A 24,293-nucleotide genomic window follows, 5' to 3' on the forward strand; every position below is an offset into this window, starting at 1 on the left:
TAAATCAGGCTCAAAAATTCAAAATATATCAATACTTTTATGTTAAATCTGTGCCTTCCCTGATCCCCCCAATACCGTTTTTTTCATCACGGTAATCAATAGCAATGCAGATATATAATTGCTTTTACTGTTTAAGTTTTGATCCATGCATCGTTTCAAAAACATGCTCATTTCATACTTCAGTTTTTCAAAAAAAGAACTGAATGGCATTCTTTTACTCTTTATGCTAATAGGGCTGGTTCTAATAGTCCCTTACCTATATCCTTTGTTTTTTAAAGCGGATATTTATGATTTTGAGAGCTTTAGGATAGAGGCAGAGCGGTTCAGAGCCTCAGCTGCTGATAGGAAAACTGAACAAAAGAAGACCAGAAGGGATCCGGAGCGGAGTTTGGTTAAGCCAGTGTATTTTGAATTCGATCCCAACGGACTCAGTGATAAGCACTGGTTACAGCTTGGATTGTCGATAAAGCAAATCGGAGTAATCCGAAATTATGAGTTGAAGGGTGGTAGATTTTTCAACAAGGAGGATTTAAAGAAAATTTATTCAATCTCTTCCAATCAATATAAAATGCTTGAACCTTTTGTACGAATTAAAAGTACTGGCTCAATAAAGGATTTAAAGAACTATACAAGAAATAAACAGTCGACAGACAGTCCGCTCCGTACCATTTCCCCAATTGTTGAATTGAATTCTGCAGATTCTCTGGAACTTGAAAGTATTCGTGGAATAGGTCCGGCATTTGCCTCCAGGATCATACGTTTCCGTAATCGTCTTGGTGGGTTTTACCGAAAAGAACAATTACTGGATGTATATGGAATCGATTCTGTCAAATACAATCAGCTTAAAGATTTGATTCAGGTAAATGCAGGTTTAGTCAACAAGATTAATCTGAATACATTTACTTTTGATGAAATCAGACGGCATCCCTATTTGACTTATAAACAGATGAATGCAATCATTCAGTATCGGTCACAACATGGATCATTTAAATCTATTGATGATTTAATGAAAATTGCGATACTGAATGAGGAAATTATCCGTAAAATTGAGCCATACATTGTTTTAAGCCCATGATTAGTACTAAACTGGAAAATGCCATAAGAGATATTGCTGATTTTCCTAAGCCCGGTATCGTTTTTAAAGACATAACCCCAATATTGAAAGATGCCGTTCTTTGCAGCGAAGTAATCGATGAATTTGTGAGCCGGCTTGATGGTATTCAGATAGATGTAATTGCCGGCATTGAAAGCAGGGGCTTTTTATTCGGACTTATGTTGGCTAACAGGCTGAATATTCCTTTTGTGCCGATCAGGAAGAAGGGGAAACTGCCATTCAAGACTGTAGAAGAACCCTGTGAGCTCGAGTATGGATCTGCTATTCTGGAATTACATACGGATGCAATCTATCCCGGGCAGAGGGTGCTGATACACGATGATTTGCTTGCAACAGGAGGAACTGTAAGTGCTGCTACACGTCTGGTTCAAAAATTAAATGGGGAGGTTGCCGGTTACGCTTTTGTAATCAGCCTTGATTTTCTCAATGCAAAGGAAAAGTTGAGAGCAGTTTCCTCAAATATTATCACATTGGTTTCCTGTAAATAATTTCTGACGAAGTACTATTATAGCTGTATCTCCGAAATATTTGAACCGGGAACCATTTTGTTCTGTTCTTATTTCAATTTTTCAGGATTGAAAAGGGTACTATAATTGCTATACTTGTAAACTAACCAAATTATTTTATGCAATCAATTATAGCACCCGAATCAGCCGGGATGAATTTCAGTATATCTGAAAATCAACAGATGGTCATTGCCATGGTACGTGATTTTGCTGAAAAGCATATCCGTCCACATGTTATGGAATGGGATGAAGCCCAAACCTTTCCGGTAGAAACGTTCAAAAAATTAGGTGAACTAGGATTGATGGGAGTCCTGGTTCCTGAAGAGTACGGCGGTTCCGGATTGAGTTATTTCGAGTATGTCAGTGTCATAACTGAAATTTCAAAGGTCTGTGGCTCGATTGGGCTATCAGTTGCAGCACATAATTCTTTATGTACAGGGCATATTCTTGCCTTTGCCAATGATGAACAAAAGCTTCGCTGGCTTCCAAAACTGGCTACAGCAGAATGGATAGGAGCATGGGGCTTAACCGAAGCGAATACGGGTTCGGATGCCATGGGTATGAATACAACGGCTGTGCTGGATGGCGAACATTATATCGTGAATGGCTCCAAGAACTGGATAACCCATGGTAAATCGGGAGATGTGGCCGTAGTGATGGTTAGAACCGGAGAAAAGGGCGACTCTAAAGGAATTTCAGCACTTGTAATAGAGAAGGGGACTCCCGGTTTTACGCATGGCAAGAAAGAAAACAAACTCGGAATGAGGGCTTCTGAAACAACCGAGCTCATATTTGATAATTGCCGTGTTCCAAAAGAAAATTTACTGGGTAAGGAAGGTGAAGGCTTTAAGCAAGCTATGTACATTCTGGATGGAGGAAGGATTTCAATTGCAGCATTATCATTAGGTATGGCAAAAGGAGCCCTGCAGGCAGCGGTATCTTATTCAAAAGAGCGGTATCAGTTTGGTCAGCCTATCTCAAGTTTTCAAGGTATATCTTTTAAAATTGCTGATATGGCTACTGAAGTTGAAGCAGCCGAATTACTTATTATGCAGGCAGCAGATCTTAAAAACCGTGGAAAAAATGTAACCCGGGAATCTGCTATGGCAAAATATTTTGCTTCAGAAGTATGTGTCAGAACTGCAACAGAAGCCCTACAGATCTTTGGTGGTTATGGCTATACCAAAGATTTTCCGGTAGAGAAGTTCTACAGGGATTCGAAACTATGTACAATAGGAGAGGGTACATCCGAAATACAGAAAATAGTAATCGCTAGGGAGATCCTTAAATAATAGCATCAGTTCAGTTCAGGCCAGGGATTCTGGTCCCTGAACTGTCTTACAAGGTTGGGAATATTTCTTTTCTGAGCCAGCAGATATTTGCCTGATATTCATTCGGAATAAAACGCATATTTAAAATATTTTCTGCATTTTCACAGTACATGAACTTTGTCAATTTTTTTAAAAACCTGAATCAGTCTGCACTGAAAGGAGTGACAGATCCAATCGTAAGAGCAAGGATTAACATATTGTTCTACATGATGAGCCTTACGCTTGTTTTCGGACTGATACTGACAATTGTTTATATCATCTATGGACCCCCCTTACAGTTAATCCGGATAGTGGTTGTAATGGGTACAATGATCTATGGATTTAGAAAACTAATCCTGTTTAATGATTACAGGCCATCCGCCCATATTGTACTCATTATCATTAACATGCTGGTTTGGTCAAATATTTTTTTGATCGCAAATGCAATCAGCATTGTGACTGTCCAGTATATTTTGCTTTCCAGTACCATCAGTTTTTTCTTTCTTAACGGTAGGTGGGGTATATTTTATTCATTACTATCCCTGTTTCCTGTTTTTATTTATTTCTCTCTTAATGGAATAAATGATTCAGCAGCATTCATTAGTGGTCAGCAGGCAAGTGAGCCCATCTTTATTGCAGTGATGATGTTCAACTTCTTTCAGCTGATTTTCATAAACTATCATTTTATAACGGGTTTTTACCTCGCACTTTCTCAATTGGAAGAAGCCCGGAAGGATGAAAAGGAGCTAAATGAGCAGCTCAGGGAAGCAATTTCAATGGCAGAAAATTCATCCAAAGCAAAATCTGATTTTCTCTCAACCATGTCGCATGAATTAAGAACACCACTAAATTCAGTGATTGGCATGAGCTATGTGTTACTCGCAGATAATCCGAGGGAAGATCAGGCAGGAAACCTGAAGGTTCTCCATTTTTCAGCAGAGAGTCTTCTTGCCCTTATAAATGATATACTCGATTTTAATAAGCTTGATTATGGTAAGATTGAGATGGAAAAGGTCGGATTTTATCCTGCAGAACTGCTTGGACGGATACATAGTGGTTTGAAATATCAGGCAGACGAAAAGGGACTCTCATTTAGCCTGAATCTGGATGATAAATTAAAGGAAATTGCTGTAATCGGAGATCCAACCCGACTTTTACAGATATTATTCAATCTCGTAGGAAACGCTATCAAGTTTACCTCAAAAGGTGAAATAGGACTTTCTGTACAGCTTATTGATTCAGATAATGAATATGTTACCCTGGCATTTACCGTAATGGATACAGGGATCGGAATAAGTGCGGAGCAAAAGAAAATTATTTTTGAACCTTTCACTCAGGCGTCAAGCAATATTACCAGAAAATTTGGTGGTTCCGGTCTGGGTTTAGCGATAACCAAACAGCTGCTTGAGATTCATGGCAGCCATATTGAATTAAAAAGTGAAGTTGGGGAAGGGACTACCTTTAAGTTTGAAATAAGGTATAAATGTGCCGGTTCCGCTGAGATAACGGTTAATTCCCTGCTTGAGGCTAATGTACTTGCAAGTGAAGATATTACCTGGTTGAATGTTCTTGTTGCAGAAGATAATGCTATGAACATCTTGCTGATGAAAAAGCTTTTGGCAAGCTGGAATGTAAAAGCAGAATTTGCTCCAAATGGATTGGAGGCATATGAAATGGCAAAGGAGAAGTTTTATGATATCATCCTGATGGATATTCATATGCCAGTAATGGATGGTTATGAATCTACAAAAAAGATTATAGCATTTTATGCGGATAAGCCTGAAGCTCCATATCTTATAGCTCTTACCGCTTCTGTAGCCAACGATATATATAATAAAATTAAACTTGCCGGATTAAATGATTATGTGTCAAAACCCTTCAATCCTACAGAACTGAAAAGCAAACTAATTAATTTTTCCAGGTTAAAATCTAAGCAGGATTGAATTAAAGCTAAGCATAAGGAATTAATCAGTAATCCGGAATGCCTGATTCAGGAACTGATATCTTCCTTTTGAATAGCATTTGATTAGAACAATTTATTTTTTACTATTCCTGAATCTCATTTTTAATTTTTTTTTGTAGATTTGCAGTCCAAAACCGAAAGGGGGTATCTGTATATTATGATCATTATCAATGTAAAAGACGGCGAATCATTAGATAAAGCACTAAAACGCTTTAAAAAGAAATTCGAAAAGACCGGTGTATTAAGAGAACTTCGCAGCCGTCAGGCCTACGAGAAAAAATCAATTACCCGCCGTACTCAGGTTAAGAAAGCTATTTATAAGCAAGGATTAAACATCGAATCCGTTTAATTTTTCTTTTTTAGATATATTCATAAACTATTTGTATATTCAATTCGTTGGATATGGAAATAGTTTTTGATGTTTATAGCGCAATTCATACAATACCTGCAATTTGAAAAACGGTTCTCTCCACTTACCGTTACAGCCTATCAGAAAGACCTTAATCAATTCCTTGTATTTTTAGCGGTATCCGAGTCAGACTTATTAATTGTGACACATCAGCAGGTACGAAGCTGGATGGTTAGCCTCATGGATCAGGGTAATGAAGCTAAAACCATTAATCGCAAGATATCAAGTCTCCGTTCACTTTATAAATTCCTGCAGCGGAATGAATTGGTCAAAACGAATCCAATGACACAGGTCAGGGCGCCCAAAATTCCGAAACGCTTGCCCGTGGTTATTACTGAGCAGAAGATGGATACACTTTTGGACGGAGGTTTCCACTTCAGTGATGGTTTCTCCGGATTACGCGACCGCCTGATCATCGAACTGCTGTATGGTACCGGCATACGACTTGCTGAACTGGTTGGACTTAAAGATGAAGATGTAGATGCTTATGAACAGCAAATCAGGGTTTTGGGTAAAAGGAATAAGCAAAGGATAATTCCTGTCCATAGCTCTCTGGCAAAGTTGATTGCCGATTATAAAATTCAAAAATTAAGTCAAAACCTGGATAACAAAAGCAAGACTTTAATCGTTACAGATAAAGGAAATGATGTTTATCCAAAATTTGTGTACCGTACGGTTCGAACGGTTTTGTCCACAGTTTCAACCCACGATAAAAAAAGTCCGCATATTTTAAGACATAGTTTTGCAACATCATTATTAAACAGAGGGGCAGATTTGAATGCTATTAAGGAATTATTAGGACATTCCAGTTTAGCTGCAACGCAGATTTATACCCATAACTCAGTAGAGAAGTTGAAATCGATATACAAACAGGCGCATCCCAAAGCATAATATTTATAAATAATTTGACCAAACTATAACAGAGTATCCCCGTTTATGCGGGACAATTATCATATTTTTATACAAACAAAAAGGAGGCAATATGAAAATCAGAGTGCAATCGATCCATTTTACAGCAGACATTAAATTGCTGGATTTTATACAGAAGAAAGCAGATAAGCTGGATCAGTTTTATGATCAGATAATTGGCGGGGATGTTTACCTCAGATTAGAGAAGACAGATGATGAAGCAAATAAGATTGCTGAGATTAAACTGATGATTCCGGGGAATGATCTTTTTGCTAAAGAGCAGTGTAAGAGTTTTGAAGAGGCAACAGATAAGGCAATGGAATCGCTCAGAAGGCAGCTTGATAAACATAAGGAAAAAGTTCGGTCGCGCATTAGTAACCATAAAGAGGTGAGTTTATCGGACGAAATTTTATAATTTCTTTTTTTGTAAAGCCCTAATAATTAGGGTCTTTTTCGGCAGTCAAAATGACTGCCGATTTTTTTTTGTAAAAAATTTTGTCTGACCCTAAATTTTCGTAGATTTGCAGTCCATTTGAGAGGGGGTTATGATTAATCATTGCCCAAATGAAGATGGAAGGTTCTTTAAGGTATTAAATAGTTTAAAGGTTTATACATTTCGCCTCCTTAGCTCAGCTGGTAGAGCAACTGACTTGTAATCAGTAGGTCATTGGTTCGATCCCGATAGGAGGCTCAGAAATGTTGGGGGGGTTCCAGAGCGGTCAAATGGGACGGACTGTAAATCCGTTACTTCGGTTTCGAAGGTTCGAATCCTTCCCCCCCCACGATCAAATTTGCAAATTAGTAAATTTGAGAATTAGCAAATGAAGCATTGGTTCTCTAGAACTTAGTGGATTTTGTTAGTAATGTTGCCCGATTTGCTAATTTGCTCATTTGCTAATTATCAAATTAACAAGCGGAAGTAGCTCAGTTGGTAGAGCGATAGCCTTCCAAGCTATAGGTCGCGAGTTCGAACCTCGTCTTCCGCTCAAAGGTTTTTCACCTTTTTTCGTTCCTAAATGTGAATGGATAGAGGTCTTCAGCCTGAGAGCAAATTAAAAGCCGACGTAGCTCAGCGGTAGAGCACTTCCTTGGTAAGGAAGAGGTCATGGGTTCAAGTCCCATCGTTGGCTCAGCATTGAATTAAATTAGAACAATAATAAAATTAACCTAATAATAAGTATAAAACAAAATGGCAAAAGAAAAATTTGACCGCAGTAAGCCGCATTTAAATATCGGTACAATCGGTCACGTTGACCACGGTAAAACTACACTTACAGCAGCTATCACTAAAGTGTTGGCTGATGCAGGCTTTTCTGAAGCACGTTCATTTGATTCAATTGACTCTGCTCCGGAAGAAAAAGAAAGAGGTATCACCATCAATACTGCCCACGTGGAGTATTCAACTGCAACCCGTCACTATGCTCACGTTGACTGTCCAGGTCACGCGGATTACGTGAAGAACATGGTTACTGGTGCTGCTCAAATGGATGGTGCAATCATTGTAGTTGCTGCTACTGATGGTCCGATGCCACAAACTCGTGAACACATCCTTCTTGCACGTCAGGTAGGTGTTCCTTCATTGGTTGTATTTATGAATAAAGTTGACATGGTTGACGATCCGGAATTACTTGAATTAGTAGAGATGGAAATCCGTGAACTATTAAGCTTCTACGAATTCCCTGGTGATGATATTCCTGTAATTCAGGGTTCTGCATTAGGTGGTCTTAACGGAGATCCGAAATGGGTTGCTAAGATCATGGAATTAATGGATGCTGTAGATAGCTACATTCCAATTCCTCCACGTTTGACTGAACTTCCTTTCCTTATGCCGGTTGAAGACGTATTCTCGATCACTGGTCGTGGTACTGTTGCAACAGGACGTATCGAAAGAGGAGTAATCAACTCAGGTGAGCAGGTTGATATCTTAGGCATGGGAGCTGAAAACTTAAAATCAGTTGTTACTGGTGTTGAGATGTTCCGTAAGATATTAGACAGAGGTGAAGCTGGTGATAACGTAGGTTTATTGTTACGTGGTATTGAGAAAACTGATATCCGTCGTGGTATGGTTATCTGTAAGCCAGGTTCAGTAACTCCACACACTGACTTCAAAGCTGAGATCTATGTATTGTCAAAAGCAGAAGGTGGACGTCACACTCCGTTCTTCAACAAATACCGTCCACAGTTCTACTTCCGTACAACAGATGTTACAGGTGAGATCACTCTTGCTGAAGGAGTAGAAATGGTTATGCCGGGTGATAACGTTACAATCAGTGTAAAATTGATCAACGCAATCGCAATGGAAAAAGGACTTCGTTTTGCAATCCGTGAGGGTGGTAGAACAGTAGGTGCCGGACAGGTAACTGAAATTGTTAAATAACAATTTCTTATAAAAGGTTAATTGGATAACATAAGTCCCTTTATTGTGGACTTATGTTTTCTTATAATACACGGGCTTAGTTTGCAGAACATTCTGTAATCACAGTTTTAACAAACGGGAATAGTTCAATGGTAGAATAGAGGTCTCCAAAACCTTTGATCAGGGTTCGAATCCTTGTTCCCGTGCTTATGCTAAATAGAAGATGGCTAACGTAGTAGAGTTTTTAAAAGAATCGTATACAGAGATGACTCAGAAAGTAACCTGGCCTACATGGCTTGAGTTGCAGAATTCAGCTGTATTAGTATTGATTGCTTCCATTATTATCTCACTTGTGATATTGGCAATGGATGAAACCGCTGGTAATGCACTAAAGATGTTTTATAAATCTCTGGCATAATTCATATGAGCGATCAATTAAAATGGTATGTGGTTAGGGCTGTCAGCGGCAAAGAGAAAAAAGTAAAGCAATACCTCGAAGCAGAAATTAACCGCTTGGGAATTGCACATCTTTTACCTCAGGTTCTGATTCCGATGGAAAAATACTATCAGATGAAGGATGGTAAGAAGATTGCAAAAGAAAGAAATTTCTATCCCGGATATGTACTTATAGAAGCTGCGCTTGACGGAGAACTTGAACACGTAATTAAAGGAATTAATAGTGTAATTGGTTTCCTTGGTGATAAAGGTGGTAATGCCGTTCCAATGAGGGCTGCTGAAGTTAACCGGATCTTAGGTAAGGTTGATGAGATGGCTGAGCAAGGTGAATCAATGAACGTACCATATTATGTTGGGGAGAATGTGAAGGTGATGGATGGTCCTTTTAACGGATTTACAGGTGTTATCGAAGAGGTAAATGAAGAGAAAAAGAAACTTAAGGTAATGGTTAAGATATTCGGAAGAAGAACACCACTTGAGTTGAATTATATGCAAGTCGAAAAGGAGTAATACGTTATATGTTTTAAGTTATACGTCGCATGAGACACTTAAAACTTACAACGTAAAACGTACAACTCAAAAAGTCTTAAATGTTACATAGCTTCCACTACTAACATTGAGTTAAAAACAAATCAATAAAAATGGCAAAAGAAGTCGGTGCTTTAATAAAATTACAGATCAAGGGCGGCGCTGCAAATCCATCTCCACCAGTTGGTCCCGCATTGGGAGCAAAAGGTGTGAACATCATGGAGTTTTGCAAGCAGTTTAATGCGCGTACCCAAGATAAGCCAGGTAAAGTTTTACCGGTTGTAATCACTGTTTATGTCGACAAGTCTTTCGAATTTATCATCAAAACTCCTCCTGTAGCTATCCAATTATTGGAAGTAACAGGTTTGAAGAGTGGTTCTGCAGAGCCTAACCGTAAAAAGGTTTCCAGTGTAAACTGGGATCAGGTTGAAAGCATTGCAAAAGATAAAATGACCGACTTGAACGCATTTACTGTCGAGTCAGCCATGAAAATGGTTGCTGGTACAGCACGCAGTATGGGAATTACCGTTAGCGGTGATGCACCCTGGAACAATTAATTATACAAAATCAGTTTAAGAAGTGGCTAGATTAACAAAAAATCAAAAATTGGCACATTCCAAAATTGAGGTTGGGAAAGCATACTCATTAACCCAGGCTGCGGCTTTGGTTAAGGATATCACAACTACTAAATTTGATGCTTCGGTTGACCTGGATGTACGCTTAGGTGTAGATCCGCGTAAAGCGAATCAAATGGTACGTGGTATTGCAAATCTTCCTCATGGGACCGGTAAAACTGTTCGTGTTTTAGTTCTTTGCACTCCTGATAAGGAAGCAGAAGCTACAGCAGCAGGAGCGGATTACGTAGGTCTGGATGAATACATTGCCAAAATAGAAGGTGGATGGACTGACGTTGATATCATTATTACCATGCCTAGTGTTATGGCAAAAGTAGGTAAACTTGGCCGTGTTTTAGGTCCAAGGAACCTGATGCCGAACCCTAAGTCAGGAACAGTTACCACAGATGTGGGTAAAGCAGTAACTGATGTTAAAGGTGGTAAAATTGATTTCAAAGTTGATAAAACAGGAATCATTCATGCTTCTATCGGAAAAGTATCTTTCGATGCTGATAAAATTTATGAGAACGCACTTGAAGTAATTCAAACGATCTCTAAATTGAAACCTTCAGCAGCAAAAGGAACTTATTTCAAGAGCATACATATGTCGTCGACAATGAGTCCGGGAATAGAAATTGAAACTAAATCAGTAGCAGGAATCTAATCATGAAAAAAGAAGAAAAACACGAAGTTGTTCTTGCTTTAACAGAGACGATTGCTGAGTACGGTAATTTTTACATTACCGATACTGCAAACCTGTCTGTAGCAAAAGTAAATGATATTCGCCGCAAATGTTTCGAGAACGATATCAAAATGCAGGTTGCTAAGAATAAACTAATCAGAAAGGCTATGGAAGCCTCTGAAGGTGATTTTAGCGAAATGTTTGACGTACTTAAAGGATCTTCATCAATATTATTCTCAAAATCGGCAAACGCTCCGGCTAAGCTAATCAAACAATTGAGAAAATCAGGTGATAAACCAGTACTGAAAGCTGCATATATTGATTCAGCAATTTTCATTGGCGATAATCAGTTAGATGCCCTGGTTAACCTTAAATCTAAGGAAGAATTGGTGGCAGACATCATTGCATTGCTTCAATCTCCTGCTAAAAACGTTATATCCGGCTTACAGTCAGGTGGTAATAAGCTTGCGGGAATTGTTAAAACATTACAAGAAAGAGGGTAACGAACACCTTAGAGTTCGATTAAATTATTCAAGTACAGAATTTTAAAATTAAAATAAAATGGCAGATTTAAAATCGTTTGCTGAGCAATTGGTAAACTTAACAGTAAAAGAAGTTAACGAATTAGCTCAAATATTAAAAGATGAGTATGGTATCGAGCCGGCTGCAGCAGCAGTGGCAGTAGCAGCAGTTTCTGGTGGCGGTGACGCTCCGGCAGCAGCAGCAGAGCAAACAGCTTTCGATGTAATCCTTAAAGAAGCTGGTGGTTCTAAACTGGCAGTTGTTAAATTGGTAAAAGATCTTACAGGTTTAGGCTTGAAAGAAGCTAAAGATTTAGTAGACGGAGCACCTAAAGAAGTTAAAACTGGTGTTGATAAAGCAGAAGCTGAGTCATTGAAAAAAGCACTGGAAGAAGCTGGAGCAACGGTTGAGATTAAGTAATCTTAACGCATAAAAATTATGGCCTTAGACTCCGATTTTCATCGGGGTCTATTGCCATTTGTATTATACCCATTTAATGTTAGACCTACATATCAGGCTTGGACTGATGAACAGGACACAGTTTATTTACTAAACTAAATTCTCAATCCCTTGGCAAACAAAATTAAGCACAACGAAAGAGTAAATTTTGCTACCAGTAAGCATGTGATGGATTATCCTGATTTTCTGGATGTTCAACTGCAATCTTTCAGAGAATTTTTTCAGTTGGAAACAACTTCAGACAACCGCCATCAGGAAGGTTTGTTTAAAGTATTCTCTGAGAACTTTCCGATCTCTGATTCAAGAAACATTTTTGTTCTGGAATTTCTTGATTATTTCATTGATCCGCCGCGTTATGATATACACGAATGTATCGAACGTGGTTTAACCTACAGTGTTCCTCTGAAGGCCAAGCTTCGCTTGTCTTGTAATGATGCAGAACACGAAGACTTTGAAACAATAGTTCAGGATGTTTATTTGGGAACTATCCCATACATGACTCCAAAAGGTACTTTTGTTATCAATGGTGCTGAGCGTGTAATTGTATCCCAATTGCATCGTTCCCCGGGTGTATTCTTCGGACAAAGCCGTCATACAAACGGTACTAAATTATATTCAGCCCGTGTAATTCCATTTAAAGGTTCATGGATCGAATTTGCTACTGACGTAAACAATGTCATGTATGCTTATATCGATCGTAAGAAGAAATTCCCGGTTACCACGCTTTTACGTGCAATCGGTTATGATTCAGATAAGGATATCCTGGAGTTATTTGAACTTGCTGACGAAGTTAAAGTCAGTAAATCTGGTTTAAAGAAAGCTGTGGGCCGTAAACTTGCCGCCAGAGTTCTTAAGAAGTGGGTGGAAGATTTTGTGGATGAAGATACCGGTGAAGTTGTGTCTATTGATCGAAATGAGATCATTATGGAACGCGAAACTGTCCTTGAAGACGAGCATATCGATATGATCATCGAAGCTGGTGTAAAAACCATCATCTTAACAAAAGATGATGCAGTAAACAGCGGTGATTATACTATCATATATAATACTTTACAAAAAGATACCTCTAACTCAGAAAAAGAAGCGGTAGAACATATCTATCGCCAGCTTCGTAACGCTGAACCACCTGATGAAGAAACAGCCCGCGGTATAATTGACCGTTTGTTCTTCTCAGATAAGAGATATGATTTGGGTGATGTGGGTCGTTACCGCATTAACCGTAAATTGAAATTAGCAACTCCTATTGAAACTAAGGTTTTAACAAAGCAGGATATCATTGCCATCGTTAAGTATTTGATCAAACTGATCAATTCCAAAGCTGAGGTAGATGATATTGATCACTTGTCAAACCGTCGTGTTCGTACAGTAGGAGAGCAGTTATATGCACAGTTCGGTGTTGGTCTGGCTCGTATGGCCCGCACAATCCGCGAGCGTATGAACATCCGTGACAACGAGGTGTTTACTCCAACCGACCTGATTAATGCACGTACACTATCTTCTGTGATCAATTCATTCTTCGGAACGAATCAGTTATCACAGTTTATGGATCAAACGAATCCACTTGCCGAGATTACCCACAAACGTCGTCTTTCAGCTTTGGGCCCCGGTGGTCTTTCGCGAGAGCGTGCAGGTTTTGAGGTTCGTGACGTCCACTATACTCACTATGGTCGTTTATGTACCATTGAAACTCCTGAAGGTCCGAATATCGGTTTGATTTCTTCATTATGTGTTCATGCGAAGATCAATAACCTTGGTTTCATCGAAACTCCTTACCGTAAGGTAGAGGATGGTCGTGTTGTTGTCGAAGAGCCTGTAATTTACCTTTCTGCAGAAGATGAAGAAGGTAAAACTATTGGTCAGGCCAATGCGGTTTATGATGATAAAGGTAATTTCGAAACTCCGCATGTTAAAGCACGTTATGAGGGCGACTTCCCAATTATTGAGCCTAAGAAGCTTGATTTGATGGATATTGCTCCAAACCAGATTACTTCAATTGCGGCATCATTGATTCCATTCCTGGAACATGATGATGCTAACCGTGCATTGATGGGATCAAACATGCAGCGCCAGGCAGTTCCATTATTGCGTCCGGAAGCTCCGATTGTTGGTACAGGTCTTGAAGGCAGAGTAGCCCGCGATTCACGTACTCTGATCAATGCAGAAGGTAGCGGTGTTGTGGAATATGTAGATGCAAATGAAATCCGTATCCGCTACGAAAGAAATGAGGACGACGTCCTTGTATCATTCGAAGGTGAGGTTAAATCATACCGACTGATCAAATTCAAGAAAACGAATCAGAGTACCTGTATCAATCTGAAGCCTATTGTTAAAAAAGGTCAGAAAGTTGAAAAGGGACAGGTTCTTTGCGAAGGATATGCCACTCAGGATGGAGAATTAGCATTGGGTAGAAACCTGAAAGTGGCATTCATGCCTTGGCAGGGATTCAACTTTGAGGATGCGATTGTAATTTCTGAACGTGTAGTATCTCAGGATATCTTCACTTCACTGCATATTGAAGAATTTGAACTGGAAGTTCGTGATACAAAGCGTGGAGAAGAGGAATTAACTCCTGATATTCCTAACGTATCTGAAGAGGCTACTAAAGACCTTGATGAGAACGGAATTATCCGCGTAGGTGCAGAGATTAAGGAAGGTGATATTCTGATCGGAAAGATCACTCCAAAAGGAGAGTCTGATCCTTCACCGGAAGAAAAACTTTTACGTGCGATCTTTGGTGACAAAGCCGGCGATGTGAAAGATGCATCCCTTAAAACTCCTCCTTCAATCCACGGAGTTGTTATTGATACTAAATTATTCTCTCGCGCAAAGAAAACAACTAAGCAGGAAGAGAAAGCGCTGATTGAGAAATTAGATGCTAAACACAATAAGGCAGTTAAGGAATTGAAAGAAACCTTGATTGAGAAATTGTTCGTCATTGTGAATGGTAAAACTTCACAGGGTGTATTCAATGTGTACAAAGAACTATTGGTAGCTAAAGGTGTAAAATTCACCCAAAAGATACTTACTGAACTTGAGTATGCTAATGTGAATCCAACTAAATGGACAACCGATGAAGACAAAAACGAACTGATCAAACAAACGCTTCACAATTATAACATTAAGCTTAACGAAGAGCTTGGTGCTTACAAACGTGATAAATTTGCAATCAGTGTCGGCGATGAGCTTCCATCAGGAATTGTACAGATGGCTAAAGTTTATGTTGCTAAGAAACGTAAGCTGAAAGTGGGTGATAAGATGGCCGGACGTCACGGAAATAAAGGTATCGTTGCGAGAATCGTTCGTGATGAAGACATGCCTTTCCTTGAAGACGGAACTCCTGTGGATATTGTTTTGAATCCTCTTGGTGTACCATCACGTATGAACCTTGGACAGATTTATGAGACAGTATTAGGATGGGCCGGTAAAGAACTTGGAATGAAGTTCGCTACTCCAATCTTCGATGGTGCATCACATGATGAGGTTGAAGAATGGGTGGATAAGGCAGGAATTCCTAAATCAGGAAGAACATATCTATACAATGGTTTAACAGGAGACCGTTTCGATCAGCAGACAACAGTGGGTATTATTTATATGCTGAAACTGGGTCACATGGTTGATGATAAGATGCACGCTCGTTCAATCGGACCATATTCATTGATTACGCAGCAGCCATTGGGTGGTAAAGCACAGTTCGGAGGTCAGCGTTTCGGTGAGATGGAGGTTTGGGCTCTTGAAGCATTCGGTGCTGCCAACATTCTTCAGGAAATACTTACCGTTAAATCTGATGATGTTGTGGGCCGTGCAAAAACCTACGAAGCGATTGTTAAAGGTGAAAACCTTCCAACCCCATCAGTTCCTGAATCATTCAATGTATTGGTTCATGAATTAAGAGGTTTAGGTTTAGATATCACATTAGATTAAGTTATGAGTAATACGTTGTACGTTTTAAGTTATCAAACTGAACGTACAACGTAAAACGTAAAACTTACAACTCAAAAAAGCTATGTCTTACAAGAAAGATAATAAAATCAAAAGTAATTTCACCTCGATAACCATTAGTTTGGCTTCTCCTGAATCTATTCTGGAGCGTTCAAGCGGTGAGGTGTTAAAACCGGAAACTATCAACTACCGGACTTACAAACCAGAGCGTGATGGCTTATTCTGCGAACGTATTTTTGGCCCTGTAAAGGATTACGAATGCCATTGCGGTAAATACAAGCGTATCCGTTACAAAGGCATTGTCTGCGACCGTTGCGGGGTTGAGGTAACTGAAAAGAAAGTACGTCGTGAGCGTATGGGACACATTAATCTTGTGGTTCCTGTTGCACACATCTGGTACTTCCGTTCATTGCCAAACAAAATTGGTTACCTCTTAGGTTTACCAACCAAAAAACTTGATCTGATCATTTATTATGAGCGCTATGTAGTAATACAGGCCGGTCTTAAAGAAGCAGATGGCATCCAGAAAATGGATTTTCTGACAGAGGAAGAGTACCTGGATATCCTGGATTCACTTCCAAAAGAAAATCAATACCTGGATGATAAAGACCCTGAGAAATTCATCGCTAAGATGGGTGCTGAGGCTCTTCAGGATCTTTTAGGCCGTTTAGACCTTGATCAGCAGTCGTATGACCTTCGTCATCAGGCAGCTACTGAAACTTCACAGCAGCGTAAAACTGAGGCCTTAAAACGCCTGCAGGTTGTTGAAGCATTCCGTGGTGCAAATACCCGTATAGAGAATAGTCCTGAGTGGATGATCGTTAAAATCGTTCCGGTTATTCCACCTGAATTGAGGCCTCTCGTTCCACTCGAGGGTGGTCGTTTCGCGACTTCCGATCTGAATGATCTTTACCGTCGTGTAATTATCCGTAACAACCGTTTGAAGCGTTTGATCGAGATCAAAGCTCCGGAGGTAATTTTACGTAATGAGAAGCGTATGCTTCAGGAGTCTGTCGATTCATTATTTGACAACTCACGTAAAGTAAATGCGGTAAAAACTGAAGGTAACAGGGCTTTAAAATCATTGTCAGATATCCTTAAAGGTAAGCAGGGACGTTTCCGTCAAAACTTATTGGGTAAACGTGTGGATTATTCAGCACGTTCAGTAATTGTTGTCGGACCAAACCTGAAACTTCATGAGTGCGGTTTGCCAAAAGATATGGCAGCTGAGCTGTTCAAACCATTTATCATTCGTAAGATGATCGAAAGAGGAGTGGTGAAGACGGTTAAATCTGCAAAGAAAATTGTAGACAAAAAAGATCCTATCGTTTGGGATATCCTTGAAAATGTATTGAAAGGTCACCCGGTATTATTAAACCGTGCTCCTACCTTACACCGTTTGGGTATCCAGTCTTTCCAGCCAAAATTGGTTGAAGGAAAGGCAATTCAGTTACACCCATTGGTTTGTACTGCATTCAACGCGGATTTTGACGGTGACCAGATGGCCGTGCATTTACCTTTGGGTAATGCTGCGATTCTGGAAGCCCAGATGCTGATGCTTGCTTCACACAACATTCTGAACCCTGCCAACGGTACTCCGATCACAGTACCTTCACAGGATATGGTTTTGGGTCTTTATTATATTACTAAAGGCCGCAGAACTGACGAAGGACGTGTGGTATTAGGACAGGATCAGATCTTCTATTCACCTGAAGAAGTAATTATTGCTTATAATGAGCGTAAAATTGATCTTCATGCTTTCATAAAGGTTAAAGCCAATGTGAAAGAGAAAGATGGTTCTATTGTTAATAAACTAATTGATACTACTGTAGGCCGTGTGTTATTTAACCAGAGAGTGCCTGTTGAAGTAGGATATATTAATGAATTACTAACCAAAAAATCACTTCGTGATATTATTGGGGATGTAGTTAAAGTGACAGGAATGGCACGTTCAGCACAATTCCTTGATGAAATCAAGGAATTAGGTTTCCAGATGGCATTCCAGGGCGGACTTTCGTTTAACCTTCAGGATTTAAATATCCCTGCTGAAAAGGCTCATTTAATTGAACAGGCAAGCAAGGAGGTTGAAGAAGTAATGAATAACTATAACATGGGATTCATTACCAATAACGAGCGTTACAACCAGATCATCGATATCTGGACCCGTATCAACAACCGTTTAACAGCCAATGTGATGAATCAGCTTTCAAGCGATAATCAGGGCTTTAACTCGGTGTATATGATGCTTGATTCTGGTGCCCGTGGTTCCAAAGAGCAGATTCGTCAGCTTTGCGGTATGCGTGGTCTGATGGCTAAGCCTCAGAAATCCGGTTCAGGTGGAGAGATCATTGAAAATCCGATCTTATCAAACTTTAAAGAAGGATTGTCGGTATTGGAGTACTTTATTTCTACTCACGGTGCCCGTAAAGGTTTGGCCGATACAGCATTGAAGACTGCGGATGCGGGTTACTTAACCCGTCGTTTGCATGATGTGGCTCAGGATATGATCGTAGGTGAAACTGATTGTGGTACTTTGAGAGGCATTTATACTACTGCTTTAAAAGATAACGAGGATATCGTTGAACCATTATACGACAGAATCTTAGGTAGAACAAGTTTACATGATGTTTATGATCCATTATCAGGAGAACTATTAGTTTCTGCCGGTGAGGACATTGAAGAGCATGTAGCAGTAAAAATTGAAAATTCACCACTCGAAGGAATTGAAATTCGTTCGGTATTGACCTGCGAAAGTAAGCGTGGTGTGTGTGCACTGTGCTACGGACGTAACCTTGCAACCGGTAAACGGGTGCAAATGGGTGAAGCTGTTGGTGTAATTGCTGCACAGTCAATCGGTGAGCCAGGAACACAATTGACTTTACGTACCTTCCACGTGGGTGGTACAGCATCTAACATTGCTGCTGAATCCCAGATCAATGCGAAATTTGACGGAGTTATTGAGTTTGAAAATGTGAGAACGGTAGGCCACGAGACCCCGGAAGGAACTCTGGAAGTTGTCCTGGGCCGTTCGGGTGAATTCCGTATTGTTGAGCCGGGAACCAAAAAAATGATCATGTCAAACAATATCCCTTATGGTGCATTTTTGTTTGTTAAGGATGGAGCCAAAATTTCTAAAGGCGACAAGATTTGTAGTTGGGATCCATATAATGCGGTTATTATCTCCGAGTTTGAGGGTAAGGCTGAATTTGAGGCTATCATAGAAGGTGTTACCTTCCGTGAAGAATCAGATGAGCAAACCGGACACAGAGAAAAGGTGATTATTGATACCCGTGATAAGACCAAGAATCCGGTTATCCGTGTTGCGGATAAAAAAGGTAATGGTTTAAAAGGTTATAACATTCCAGTAGGTGCACACATTGCAGTTGAAGAAAATGAGAAAGTGAAAATCGGACAAATTATTGCAAAGATTCCGCGTTCTACAGGAAAAACAAGGGATATTACAGGTGGTTTGCCAAGGGTAACTGAGTTATTTGAGGCTCGTAATCCATCAAATCCTGCAGTTGTGACCGAAATTGATGGTGTTGTAACCTTAGGTGGTGTAAAACGTGGTAATCGTGAAATGTCTATTGAGTCAAAAGACGGACAGATTAAGAAATATCTGGTTCCATTATCAAAGCACATTCTTGTACAGGATAATGACTTTGTGAAAGCCGGTATGCCATTGTCTGACGGTTCAATTTCGCCTGCCGATATCCTTTCAATTAAAGGGCCAGCGGCAGTTCAGGAGTACCTGGTTAATGGTATTCAGGAAGTTTACCGTTTGCAGGGGGTGAAGATTAACGATAAACACTTTGAAACCATCGTTCACCAGATGATGCAGAAAGTGATGATCGAGGATGCAGGCGATACCCGTTTTCTTGAAAAAGAGCTTGTTGACCGTTGGGATTTCCAACTGGAAAATGATGAGATCTATGATAAGAAAGTTGTTACTGAGCCCGGAGATTCTACAAACCTGAAGGCAGGACAAATCATTTCTGTACGTAAGCTAAGAGACGAGAACTCGGTTCTTAAACGTAAGGATATGAAACTTGTTGAAACCCGCGATGCAATCGCCGCAACATCAAGTCAGATGCTCCAGGGTATTACCCGTGCATCATTGGGTACTAAGTCATTCATTTCGGCAGCTTCTTTCCAGGAAACTACCAAGGTGTTGAATGAGGCTGCTATCAGTGGTAAACGTGATAACCTGCTGGGTCTGAAAGAAAACGTAATTGTAGGTCACCTGATCCCTTCCGGAACAGGATTGAGACAGTACGAACGTATCATTGTTGGTTCTCAGGAAGAATACGATAAATTGATGGCTTCAAAATTAGAAGAAGCAGAAGCTTAAAAGCTGAAAGCATAAAGCTAAAAGGCGAAAGCTGGATACAATAAAAAAAGTCCTCTCGGTTGAGAGGACTTTTTTATTTAATAAAATTTGATTGTAGAATTTATAACTTTATGGTATGGAAGAGCAAAACATAGAAAATCAGTTAAATATTGAACTTTCTGAGGAAATTGCAGAAGGTATTTACTCCAATCTGGCTGTGATAACCCATTCAAACTCGGAATTTGTACTTGACTTTATCAGGGTAATGCCAGGTGTTCCAAAGGCAAGGGTAAAGTCAAGAATAGTATTAACTCCCGAACATGCCAAGCGTTTTATGATTGCCCTTGAAGAGAATATTGAAAAATTTGAGGCGCAAAACGGCAGAATCAAGATCAATGCAGAGCAACCCGGATTTCCAATGAACTTTGGTGGTCCAACAGCACAGGCCTGAGTGAGACAACGTTTAAATAAACTCATTTTTGGTATGCAAAATTCGGGTAAACTGGACCCGCATAAGCATACTCACCACTTTACAAAAATCCAAAATGTCTGGGATAGTGCTCATTATGCTGATTTTGGTATTGAGCGACTGCTCAGATTGTTCCTGGTGGGTTCAAAAATCCTTTTTCCCGGCATCTATATTGAATACTTAACTAAAAGCTCATCGCTTTACAAAAGAAAACTTGTTGGCGAATTTTACGTAATCTTTAAAACTCTGGTTCCATTCTTTATGCTATATTTCAGTTTATGGAATCATATGTGGCTTTATATTTTTAATATCTATTTGCTTATTGAGACATTTCTGTACATTTTTCATAAGATATTTTTGCCGGAGCATGATCAAAGTAAAATGATTAACCGTTCAATCATTCTGCTTTTTTTTAATTTTATTGAGGTAATTGCATCTTTTGGGGTTATATATGCAGCTGGAAATTATTTAAATCAGCCCATTCAAGGCTGGATAGATGCCCTTTATTTCAGTTTTATTACCGGTGTTACGATAGGTTATGGTGATTTTTATCCTGTAAATGAAAATGGAAAGATCCTGGTGATGCTCCAGATCTTGAGTACTATGGCTTTTCTGTTCCTGTTTTTTAATTTTTTTGGCCCCCGCTCCGGGGAGAAGTTTTCACAACATCAAGAAAGTTCAAAATAGAATCAAGTTCAAGAGGGTCAAACCACTTTATATCTTCTGATTTTTTAAACCAGGTAAGTTGTCGTTTTGCAAACCTTCGGGTATTTTGTTTAATCTTATCAGTAGCCTCTTGTTTGGATATTTTCATGTCCAGACACTCGAAAATTTCAGAATAACCAACCGTATTCAGGGCGTTCAAATGTTTGTACTCACTAAGTTTTTCCACTTCCTCAAATAATCCGTTTTCAACCATCTGATCAACCCTGAGATTAATTTGTTCATATAATTTTTCCCGTTCAGGACTAATCGCAAGCTTAATGATGTTGAAATTTCTCTGTTTTGCTGTCCTGGTATGGTAAGAAGAAAATGGGTTACCTGAGCATTCAAATACTTCCAGCGCACGTATTAATCGTTGTGGATTGTTGGTGTCGACTTCGGAATAGTACACAGGATCAACTTCTTTTAATTTTTGCTGCAAATATTCAATGCCTTTCTCAGCAAGAAGCTGATTTAAAATAGTTCTGGTTTCTTCAGATGCGACCGGTAATTCATCAAATCCATTGCATACCGCATTAATGAATAAGCCTGAGCCGCCAACCAATATGACCTGATCATGAACTTTAAATAGTTGTTCAAGAAGATTGATTACCTCTCTTTCAAAATCGCCAACACTAAAGGTGTCTTTTATAGAATGGCTGTCAATCAGATGATGTCTGACAGCAGCCAATTCCTCTTTTGAAGGTTTAGCCGTACCAATATTCATTTCCCTGTAGAATTGCCTTGAATCGGCCGATATAATCTCTGTTTGGAAATGTTTGGCTATTTGTATAGCCAATGCAGTTTTACCTGCTGCTGTCGGACCTGCAATAATGATCAGTGTTTTGCTCATAAAGCAAACCGGTTTATTGGACGATTTCTAATTAATAGTCATCTTTTTGAATATCATCCGGGTCATAACCTTCATTATCAGAGAATTCATCCATAAACTCATCCTTCTCCTCTTCTGCTTCCTCTACGGTTTCTTCCCCTGTATTTATTCCCATATCGCTCATTTGCTCAAGATCTTCTGCATCTTCGGGCTGGAAATCAAGTTCATTCAGGAAATCAAACTCTTCGGATACCTCTGTTGCTGCTGCAGTCGGAATGATTCCTATGCCTGTAATTTTTGGAGCTTCGCCAAGGCTACGGGCAACACATGGGTATGTTTTTCCCGGCTCATCACTCAGAAGTATTTTAACCAGCTCAACATGAAAGTCGAAGGGCCTGTCGAAATTATAGGTATAATAAAATTTCTGGTGAGGGTCATCAATAAAACTGCTGAGCTTTGAATTGCTCATCAGGGCAACTCCGTTAGCAATTTTTCGCTGGTTAGGCAAAAAGGCAATTTCTTCATTCTTTATCCATTGATCGTTGCTTACATAAAAGGAGGAAGATGCCTCGACCTGGTATCCTGTAGACTGGTGGATAGCACGGTGTAGGTCTTCAAATGTTTGATTTGATTTAATGTCAATGTCACGCTCGATATCATCATAATCCTCAAAAGAAACCCTGAATCTATATATTGCCATGTTCTTATTTTATTGTTTACAAAAATACTATTTGATTGTTGGCTTAAAGATTTTTATTCAGCTAATTAAGAATCTTTAAGTTTTTAATTTGACAGGCTTAAGTCCCATGGCCTTGCCCTTCTCAAGCATGTAGGCATATGCTTCTTGTTTTGAGTTTTTTATTACCCCCTCCAGAATTGCCTCACGGATCTGTGTTTTAATGGTTCCTACATCCCTGCCTGCACTGATATTGAAAGCCTGCATGATATCTTCGCCACTTATCGGAGGTTGCCAGTTTCTGAGCTGATCGCTTTCCTCAACATCCTTCAGCTTTTGTTTTACAAGGTCGAAGTTACTTCGATATTTTTTTATTTTATATTCATTTTTGGTGGTTACGTCAGCATTGCAGAGTAACATAAGCCCATCAATTTCTTCTCCTGCTTCAAATAGCAATCGTCTTACGGCTGAATCAGTAACCACATCCTGTGCCAGTACAATTGGACGGAGATGAAGTTGCACCAATTTTTGTACCAGTTTCATCTTTTCATTCAGCGGTAATTTAAGCTGGGCGAAAATTTTTGGAACCATTCGGGCACCTCTGTCTTCATGCCCGTGAAATGTCCAGCCATGGCCTGGCTCAAAGCGTTTGGTAGCAGGCTTGGCAATATCATGGAGGATTGCTGCCCACCTCAGCCAGAGGTCTTCGGTATTTTCGGCAAGGTTATCTAGTACCTGCAGGGTGTGGTAGAAATTATCTTTATGCCCTTTTCCTGCAATTACTTCAACACCATGAAGATCAGCCATTTGTGGAAAAATATGTTTTAGTAAGCCGGTATCGAATAAATAAATAAAACCGATGGATGGCTTCTTTGCCAGGATAATCTTATTTAATTCATCTGTAATCCGTTCTACGGATACAATCTTTATCCGTTCCGAATTCTTTTTGATCGCTACTAGAGCATCTTCACTTATAGTAAAATCAAGCTGTGTTGCAAAGCGTATGGCTCTCATCATCCTCAATGGATCGTCTGAAAAGGTCTCAGCCGGATCCAGAGGCGTACGCATTATCTTATTTTCCAGATCTGTAATGCCATCAAAGGGATCCAGTAGAGTGCCGAAATTGGCGGGATTTAAACCCAGCGCCATTGCATTAATGCTGAAGTCGCGCCGTTTCTGATCATCTTCAAGTGTGCCGTTCTCCACTATGGGTTTGCGGGATTCCAAACGATAGGATTCTTTTCTGGCACCTACAAATTCGATTTCGAGATCTTCATACCTTAACATTGCGGTGCCAAAATTCTTAAATACAGATACTTTGGTTTCCAATAATTTTCCTGCAGCTTCTGCGAATTTGATGCCATTACCTATAACTACAATATCAATGTCTTTAGATGGCCGTTTCAGAAAAATATCCCTTACATAGCCCCCAATTACATAAATTTCTGTATCAGTAGCATCTGCCAGTTCACTGAGCTTCTTAAATATCGGATGTTGGAGGTGTTTTTTCATATTGA

Annotated in this window: 21 protein-coding genes and 5 tRNA genes; 23 read left to right on the forward strand and 3 right to left on the reverse strand. The window is 39.6% G+C overall.

Features of this window, described 5'->3' with window-relative positions; genetic code table 11:
- The first annotated feature begins 145 nt into the window (after positions 1–145).
- The 23 genes from Q8S11_RS03740 (at position 146) to Q8S11_RS03850 (ending at position 21,253) form a co-directional block, all read left to right on the forward strand.
- Positions 146–1,075, forward strand: a complete 930-nt coding sequence (locus Q8S11_RS03740) for a helix-hairpin-helix domain-containing protein (protein ID WP_305660735.1) — start codon at positions 146–148, stop codon at positions 1,073–1,075.
- On the forward strand, positions 1,072–1,602 hold the full coding sequence (locus Q8S11_RS03745) for an adenine phosphoribosyltransferase (protein ID WP_305660736.1): 531 nt from the start codon (positions 1,072–1,074) through the stop codon (positions 1,600–1,602). Before Q8S11_RS03740 ends, Q8S11_RS03745 begins: the two co-directional genes overlap by 4 nt.
- Positions 1,603–1,772: 170 nt before the next feature.
- Entirely contained in the window at positions 1,773–2,912 is a 1,140-nt protein-coding gene (locus tag Q8S11_RS03750; protein WP_371135126.1) for an acyl-CoA dehydrogenase, read from the forward strand.
- A 149-nt stretch (positions 2,913–3,061) separates the two neighbouring features.
- Positions 3,062–4,873 carry an ATP-binding protein gene (locus Q8S11_RS03755; protein WP_305660738.1) on the forward strand — a complete coding sequence of 604 codons (1,812 nt, stop codon included), beginning with the start codon at positions 3,062–3,064 and terminating at the stop codon, positions 4,871–4,873.
- Between the two features lie 177 nt (positions 4,874–5,050).
- Positions 5,051–5,242: a 30S ribosomal protein S21 gene (gene rpsU, locus Q8S11_RS03760; RefSeq protein ID WP_305365734.1), complete on the forward strand. Its 192-nt coding sequence runs from the start codon at positions 5,051–5,053 to the stop codon at positions 5,240–5,242.
- 69 nt (positions 5,243–5,311) lie between these two features.
- Positions 5,312–6,193 carry a tyrosine-type recombinase/integrase gene (locus Q8S11_RS03765; protein WP_305660739.1) on the forward strand — a complete coding sequence of 294 codons (882 nt, stop codon included), beginning with the start codon at positions 5,312–5,314 and terminating at the stop codon, positions 6,191–6,193.
- Between the two features lie 91 nt (positions 6,194–6,284).
- The gene (gene hpf, locus Q8S11_RS03770; protein ID WP_305660740.1) at positions 6,285–6,626 is read left to right on the forward strand and encodes a ribosome hibernation-promoting factor, HPF/YfiA family; all 342 of its coding nucleotides are present in this window, start codon (positions 6,285–6,287) and stop codon (positions 6,624–6,626) included.
- 203 nt (positions 6,627–6,829) lie between these two features.
- A tRNA-Thr gene (locus tag Q8S11_RS03775) sits at positions 6,830–6,902 on the forward strand.
- A 10-nt stretch (positions 6,903–6,912) separates the two neighbouring features.
- Positions 6,913–6,993 (forward strand) — tRNA-Tyr (locus Q8S11_RS03780).
- 131 nt (positions 6,994–7,124) lie between these two features.
- Positions 7,125–7,197, forward strand: a tRNA-Gly gene (locus Q8S11_RS03785).
- Positions 7,198–7,269: 72 nt separating this feature from the next.
- Positions 7,270–7,341, forward strand: a tRNA-Thr gene (locus Q8S11_RS03790).
- Between the two features lie 59 nt (positions 7,342–7,400).
- The gene (tuf, locus tag Q8S11_RS03795) at positions 7,401–8,588 is read left to right on the forward strand and encodes an elongation factor Tu (RefSeq protein ID WP_305547993.1); all 1,188 of its coding nucleotides are present in this window, start codon (positions 7,401–7,403) and stop codon (positions 8,586–8,588) included.
- A 114-nt stretch (positions 8,589–8,702) separates the two neighbouring features.
- A tRNA-Trp gene (locus tag Q8S11_RS03800) sits at positions 8,703–8,773 on the forward strand.
- Positions 8,774–8,790: 17 nt separating this feature from the next.
- Complete coding sequence (gene secE / locus Q8S11_RS03805; protein ID WP_305547996.1) at positions 8,791–8,985, forward strand: preprotein translocase subunit SecE; 195 nt, start codon at positions 8,791–8,793, stop codon at positions 8,983–8,985.
- Positions 8,986–8,990: 5 nt separating this feature from the next.
- Positions 8,991–9,533: a transcription termination/antitermination protein NusG gene (gene nusG / locus Q8S11_RS03810; protein WP_305660741.1), complete on the forward strand. Its 543-nt coding sequence runs from the start codon at positions 8,991–8,993 to the stop codon at positions 9,531–9,533.
- A gap of 131 nt (positions 9,534–9,664) precedes the next feature.
- The gene (gene rplK / locus Q8S11_RS03815; RefSeq protein WP_305660742.1) at positions 9,665–10,108 is read left to right on the forward strand and encodes a 50S ribosomal protein L11; all 444 of its coding nucleotides are present in this window, start codon (positions 9,665–9,667) and stop codon (positions 10,106–10,108) included.
- Positions 10,109–10,130: 22 nt separating this feature from the next.
- The gene (gene rplA / locus Q8S11_RS03820) at positions 10,131–10,829 is read left to right on the forward strand and encodes a 50S ribosomal protein L1 (protein WP_305660743.1); all 699 of its coding nucleotides are present in this window, start codon (positions 10,131–10,133) and stop codon (positions 10,827–10,829) included.
- A gap of 2 nt (positions 10,830–10,831) precedes the next feature.
- Positions 10,832–11,350 carry a 50S ribosomal protein L10 gene (gene rplJ / locus Q8S11_RS03825; RefSeq protein WP_305660744.1) on the forward strand — a complete coding sequence of 173 codons (519 nt, stop codon included), beginning with the start codon at positions 10,832–10,834 and terminating at the stop codon, positions 11,348–11,350.
- 58 nt (positions 11,351–11,408) lie between these two features.
- Positions 11,409–11,789, forward strand: a complete 381-nt coding sequence (gene rplL / locus Q8S11_RS03830) for a 50S ribosomal protein L7/L12 (protein WP_305365742.1) — start codon at positions 11,409–11,411, stop codon at positions 11,787–11,789.
- 150 nt (positions 11,790–11,939) lie between these two features.
- Positions 11,940–15,749: a DNA-directed RNA polymerase subunit beta gene (gene rpoB / locus Q8S11_RS03835; RefSeq protein WP_305660745.1), complete on the forward strand. Its 3,810-nt coding sequence runs from the start codon at positions 11,940–11,942 to the stop codon at positions 15,747–15,749.
- Positions 15,750–15,831: 82 nt separating this feature from the next.
- Positions 15,832–20,118 carry a DNA-directed RNA polymerase subunit beta' gene (gene rpoC / locus Q8S11_RS03840; RefSeq protein ID WP_305660746.1) on the forward strand — a complete coding sequence of 1,429 codons (4,287 nt, stop codon included), beginning with the start codon at positions 15,832–15,834 and terminating at the stop codon, positions 20,116–20,118.
- Positions 20,119–20,233: 115 nt separating this feature from the next.
- Entirely contained in the window at positions 20,234–20,548 is a 315-nt protein-coding gene (locus Q8S11_RS03845) for a DUF3467 domain-containing protein (RefSeq protein WP_305660747.1), read from the forward strand.
- A 33-nt stretch (positions 20,549–20,581) separates the two neighbouring features.
- Positions 20,582–21,253, forward strand: a complete 672-nt coding sequence (locus tag Q8S11_RS03850; protein WP_305660748.1) for a potassium channel family protein — start codon at positions 20,582–20,584, stop codon at positions 21,251–21,253.
- On the opposite strand, the gene miaA is transcribed toward Q8S11_RS03850, so the two are convergent.
- From miaA to Q8S11_RS03865, 3 genes are all read right to left on the reverse strand, one after another.
- Positions 21,192–22,121, reverse strand: coding sequence for a tRNA (adenosine(37)-N6)-dimethylallyltransferase MiaA (gene miaA / locus Q8S11_RS03855; protein ID WP_305660749.1), 930 nt, complete (start codon positions 22,119–22,121; stop codon positions 21,192–21,194). The two genes, Q8S11_RS03850 and miaA, sit on opposite strands and share 62 nt — an antisense overlap.
- Positions 22,122–22,152: 31 nt before the next feature.
- Positions 22,153–22,800, reverse strand: a complete 648-nt coding sequence (locus Q8S11_RS03860; RefSeq protein ID WP_305660750.1) for a hypothetical protein — start codon at positions 22,798–22,800, stop codon at positions 22,153–22,155.
- A 75-nt stretch (positions 22,801–22,875) separates the two neighbouring features.
- Positions 22,876–24,288 (reverse strand): CCA tRNA nucleotidyltransferase, encoded by a 1,413-nt coding sequence (locus Q8S11_RS03865; RefSeq protein ID WP_305660751.1) that lies wholly within the window; start codon positions 24,286–24,288, stop codon positions 22,876–22,878.
- Positions 24,289–24,293 lie beyond the last annotated feature (5 nt).

The sequence above is a fragment of the Daejeonella sp. genome (assembly GCF_030695525.1).
Taxonomy (GTDB): Bacteria; Bacteroidota; Bacteroidia; order Sphingobacteriales; family Sphingobacteriaceae; genus Daejeonella.

Excerpts from the sequence above, each read along its gene's own strand:
- rplL (WP_305365742.1), top strand. The coding sequence starts at position 11,409 with ATGGCAGATTTAAAATCGTTTGCTGAGCAATTGGTAAACTTAACAGTA.
- rplK (WP_305660742.1), top strand. The coding sequence starts at position 9,665 with ATGGCAAAAGAAGTCGGTGCTTTAATAAAATTACAGATCAAGGGCGGC.
- rplJ (WP_305660744.1), top strand. The coding sequence starts at position 10,832 with ATGAAAAAAGAAGAAAAACACGAAGTTGTTCTTGCTTTAACAGAGACG.
- nusG (WP_305660741.1), top strand. The coding sequence starts at position 8,991 with ATGAGCGATCAATTAAAATGGTATGTGGTTAGGGCTGTCAGCGGCAAA.
- Q8S11_RS03750 (WP_371135126.1), top strand. The coding sequence starts at position 1,773 with ATGAATTTCAGTATATCTGAAAATCAACAGATGGTCATTGCCATGGTA.
- Q8S11_RS03740 (WP_305660735.1), top strand. The coding sequence starts at position 146 with ATGCATCGTTTCAAAAACATGCTCATTTCATACTTCAGTTTTTCAAAA.
- secE (WP_305547996.1), top strand. The coding sequence starts at position 8,791 with ATGGCTAACGTAGTAGAGTTTTTAAAAGAATCGTATACAGAGATGACT.
- Q8S11_RS03755 (WP_305660738.1), top strand. The coding sequence starts at position 3,062 with ATGAACTTTGTCAATTTTTTTAAAAACCTGAATCAGTCTGCACTGAAA.
- Q8S11_RS03850 (WP_305660748.1), top strand. The coding sequence starts at position 20,582 with ATGCAAAATTCGGGTAAACTGGACCCGCATAAGCATACTCACCACTTT.
- rpoC (WP_305660746.1), top strand. The coding sequence starts at position 15,832 with ATGTCTTACAAGAAAGATAATAAAATCAAAAGTAATTTCACCTCGATA.
- tuf (WP_305547993.1), top strand. The coding sequence starts at position 7,401 with ATGGCAAAAGAAAAATTTGACCGCAGTAAGCCGCATTTAAATATCGGT.
- Q8S11_RS03745 (WP_305660736.1), top strand. The coding sequence starts at position 1,072 with ATGATTAGTACTAAACTGGAAAATGCCATAAGAGATATTGCTGATTTT.
- rpsU (WP_305365734.1), top strand. The coding sequence starts at position 5,051 with ATGATCATTATCAATGTAAAAGACGGCGAATCATTAGATAAAGCACTA.
- hpf (WP_305660740.1), top strand. The coding sequence starts at position 6,285 with ATGAAAATCAGAGTGCAATCGATCCATTTTACAGCAGACATTAAATTG.
- miaA (WP_305660749.1), bottom strand. The coding sequence starts at position 22,121 with ATGAGCAAAACACTGATCATTATTGCAGGTCCGACAGCAGCAGGTAAA.
- Q8S11_RS03845 (WP_305660747.1), top strand. The coding sequence starts at position 20,234 with ATGGAAGAGCAAAACATAGAAAATCAGTTAAATATTGAACTTTCTGAG.
- Q8S11_RS03860 (WP_305660750.1), bottom strand. The coding sequence starts at position 22,800 with ATGGCAATATATAGATTCAGGGTTTCTTTTGAGGATTATGATGATATC.
- Q8S11_RS03765 (WP_305660739.1), top strand. The coding sequence starts at position 5,312 with ATGTTTATAGCGCAATTCATACAATACCTGCAATTTGAAAAACGGTTC.
- Q8S11_RS03865 (WP_305660751.1), bottom strand. The coding sequence starts at position 24,288 with ATGAAAAAACACCTCCAACATCCGATATTTAAGAAGCTCAGTGAACTG.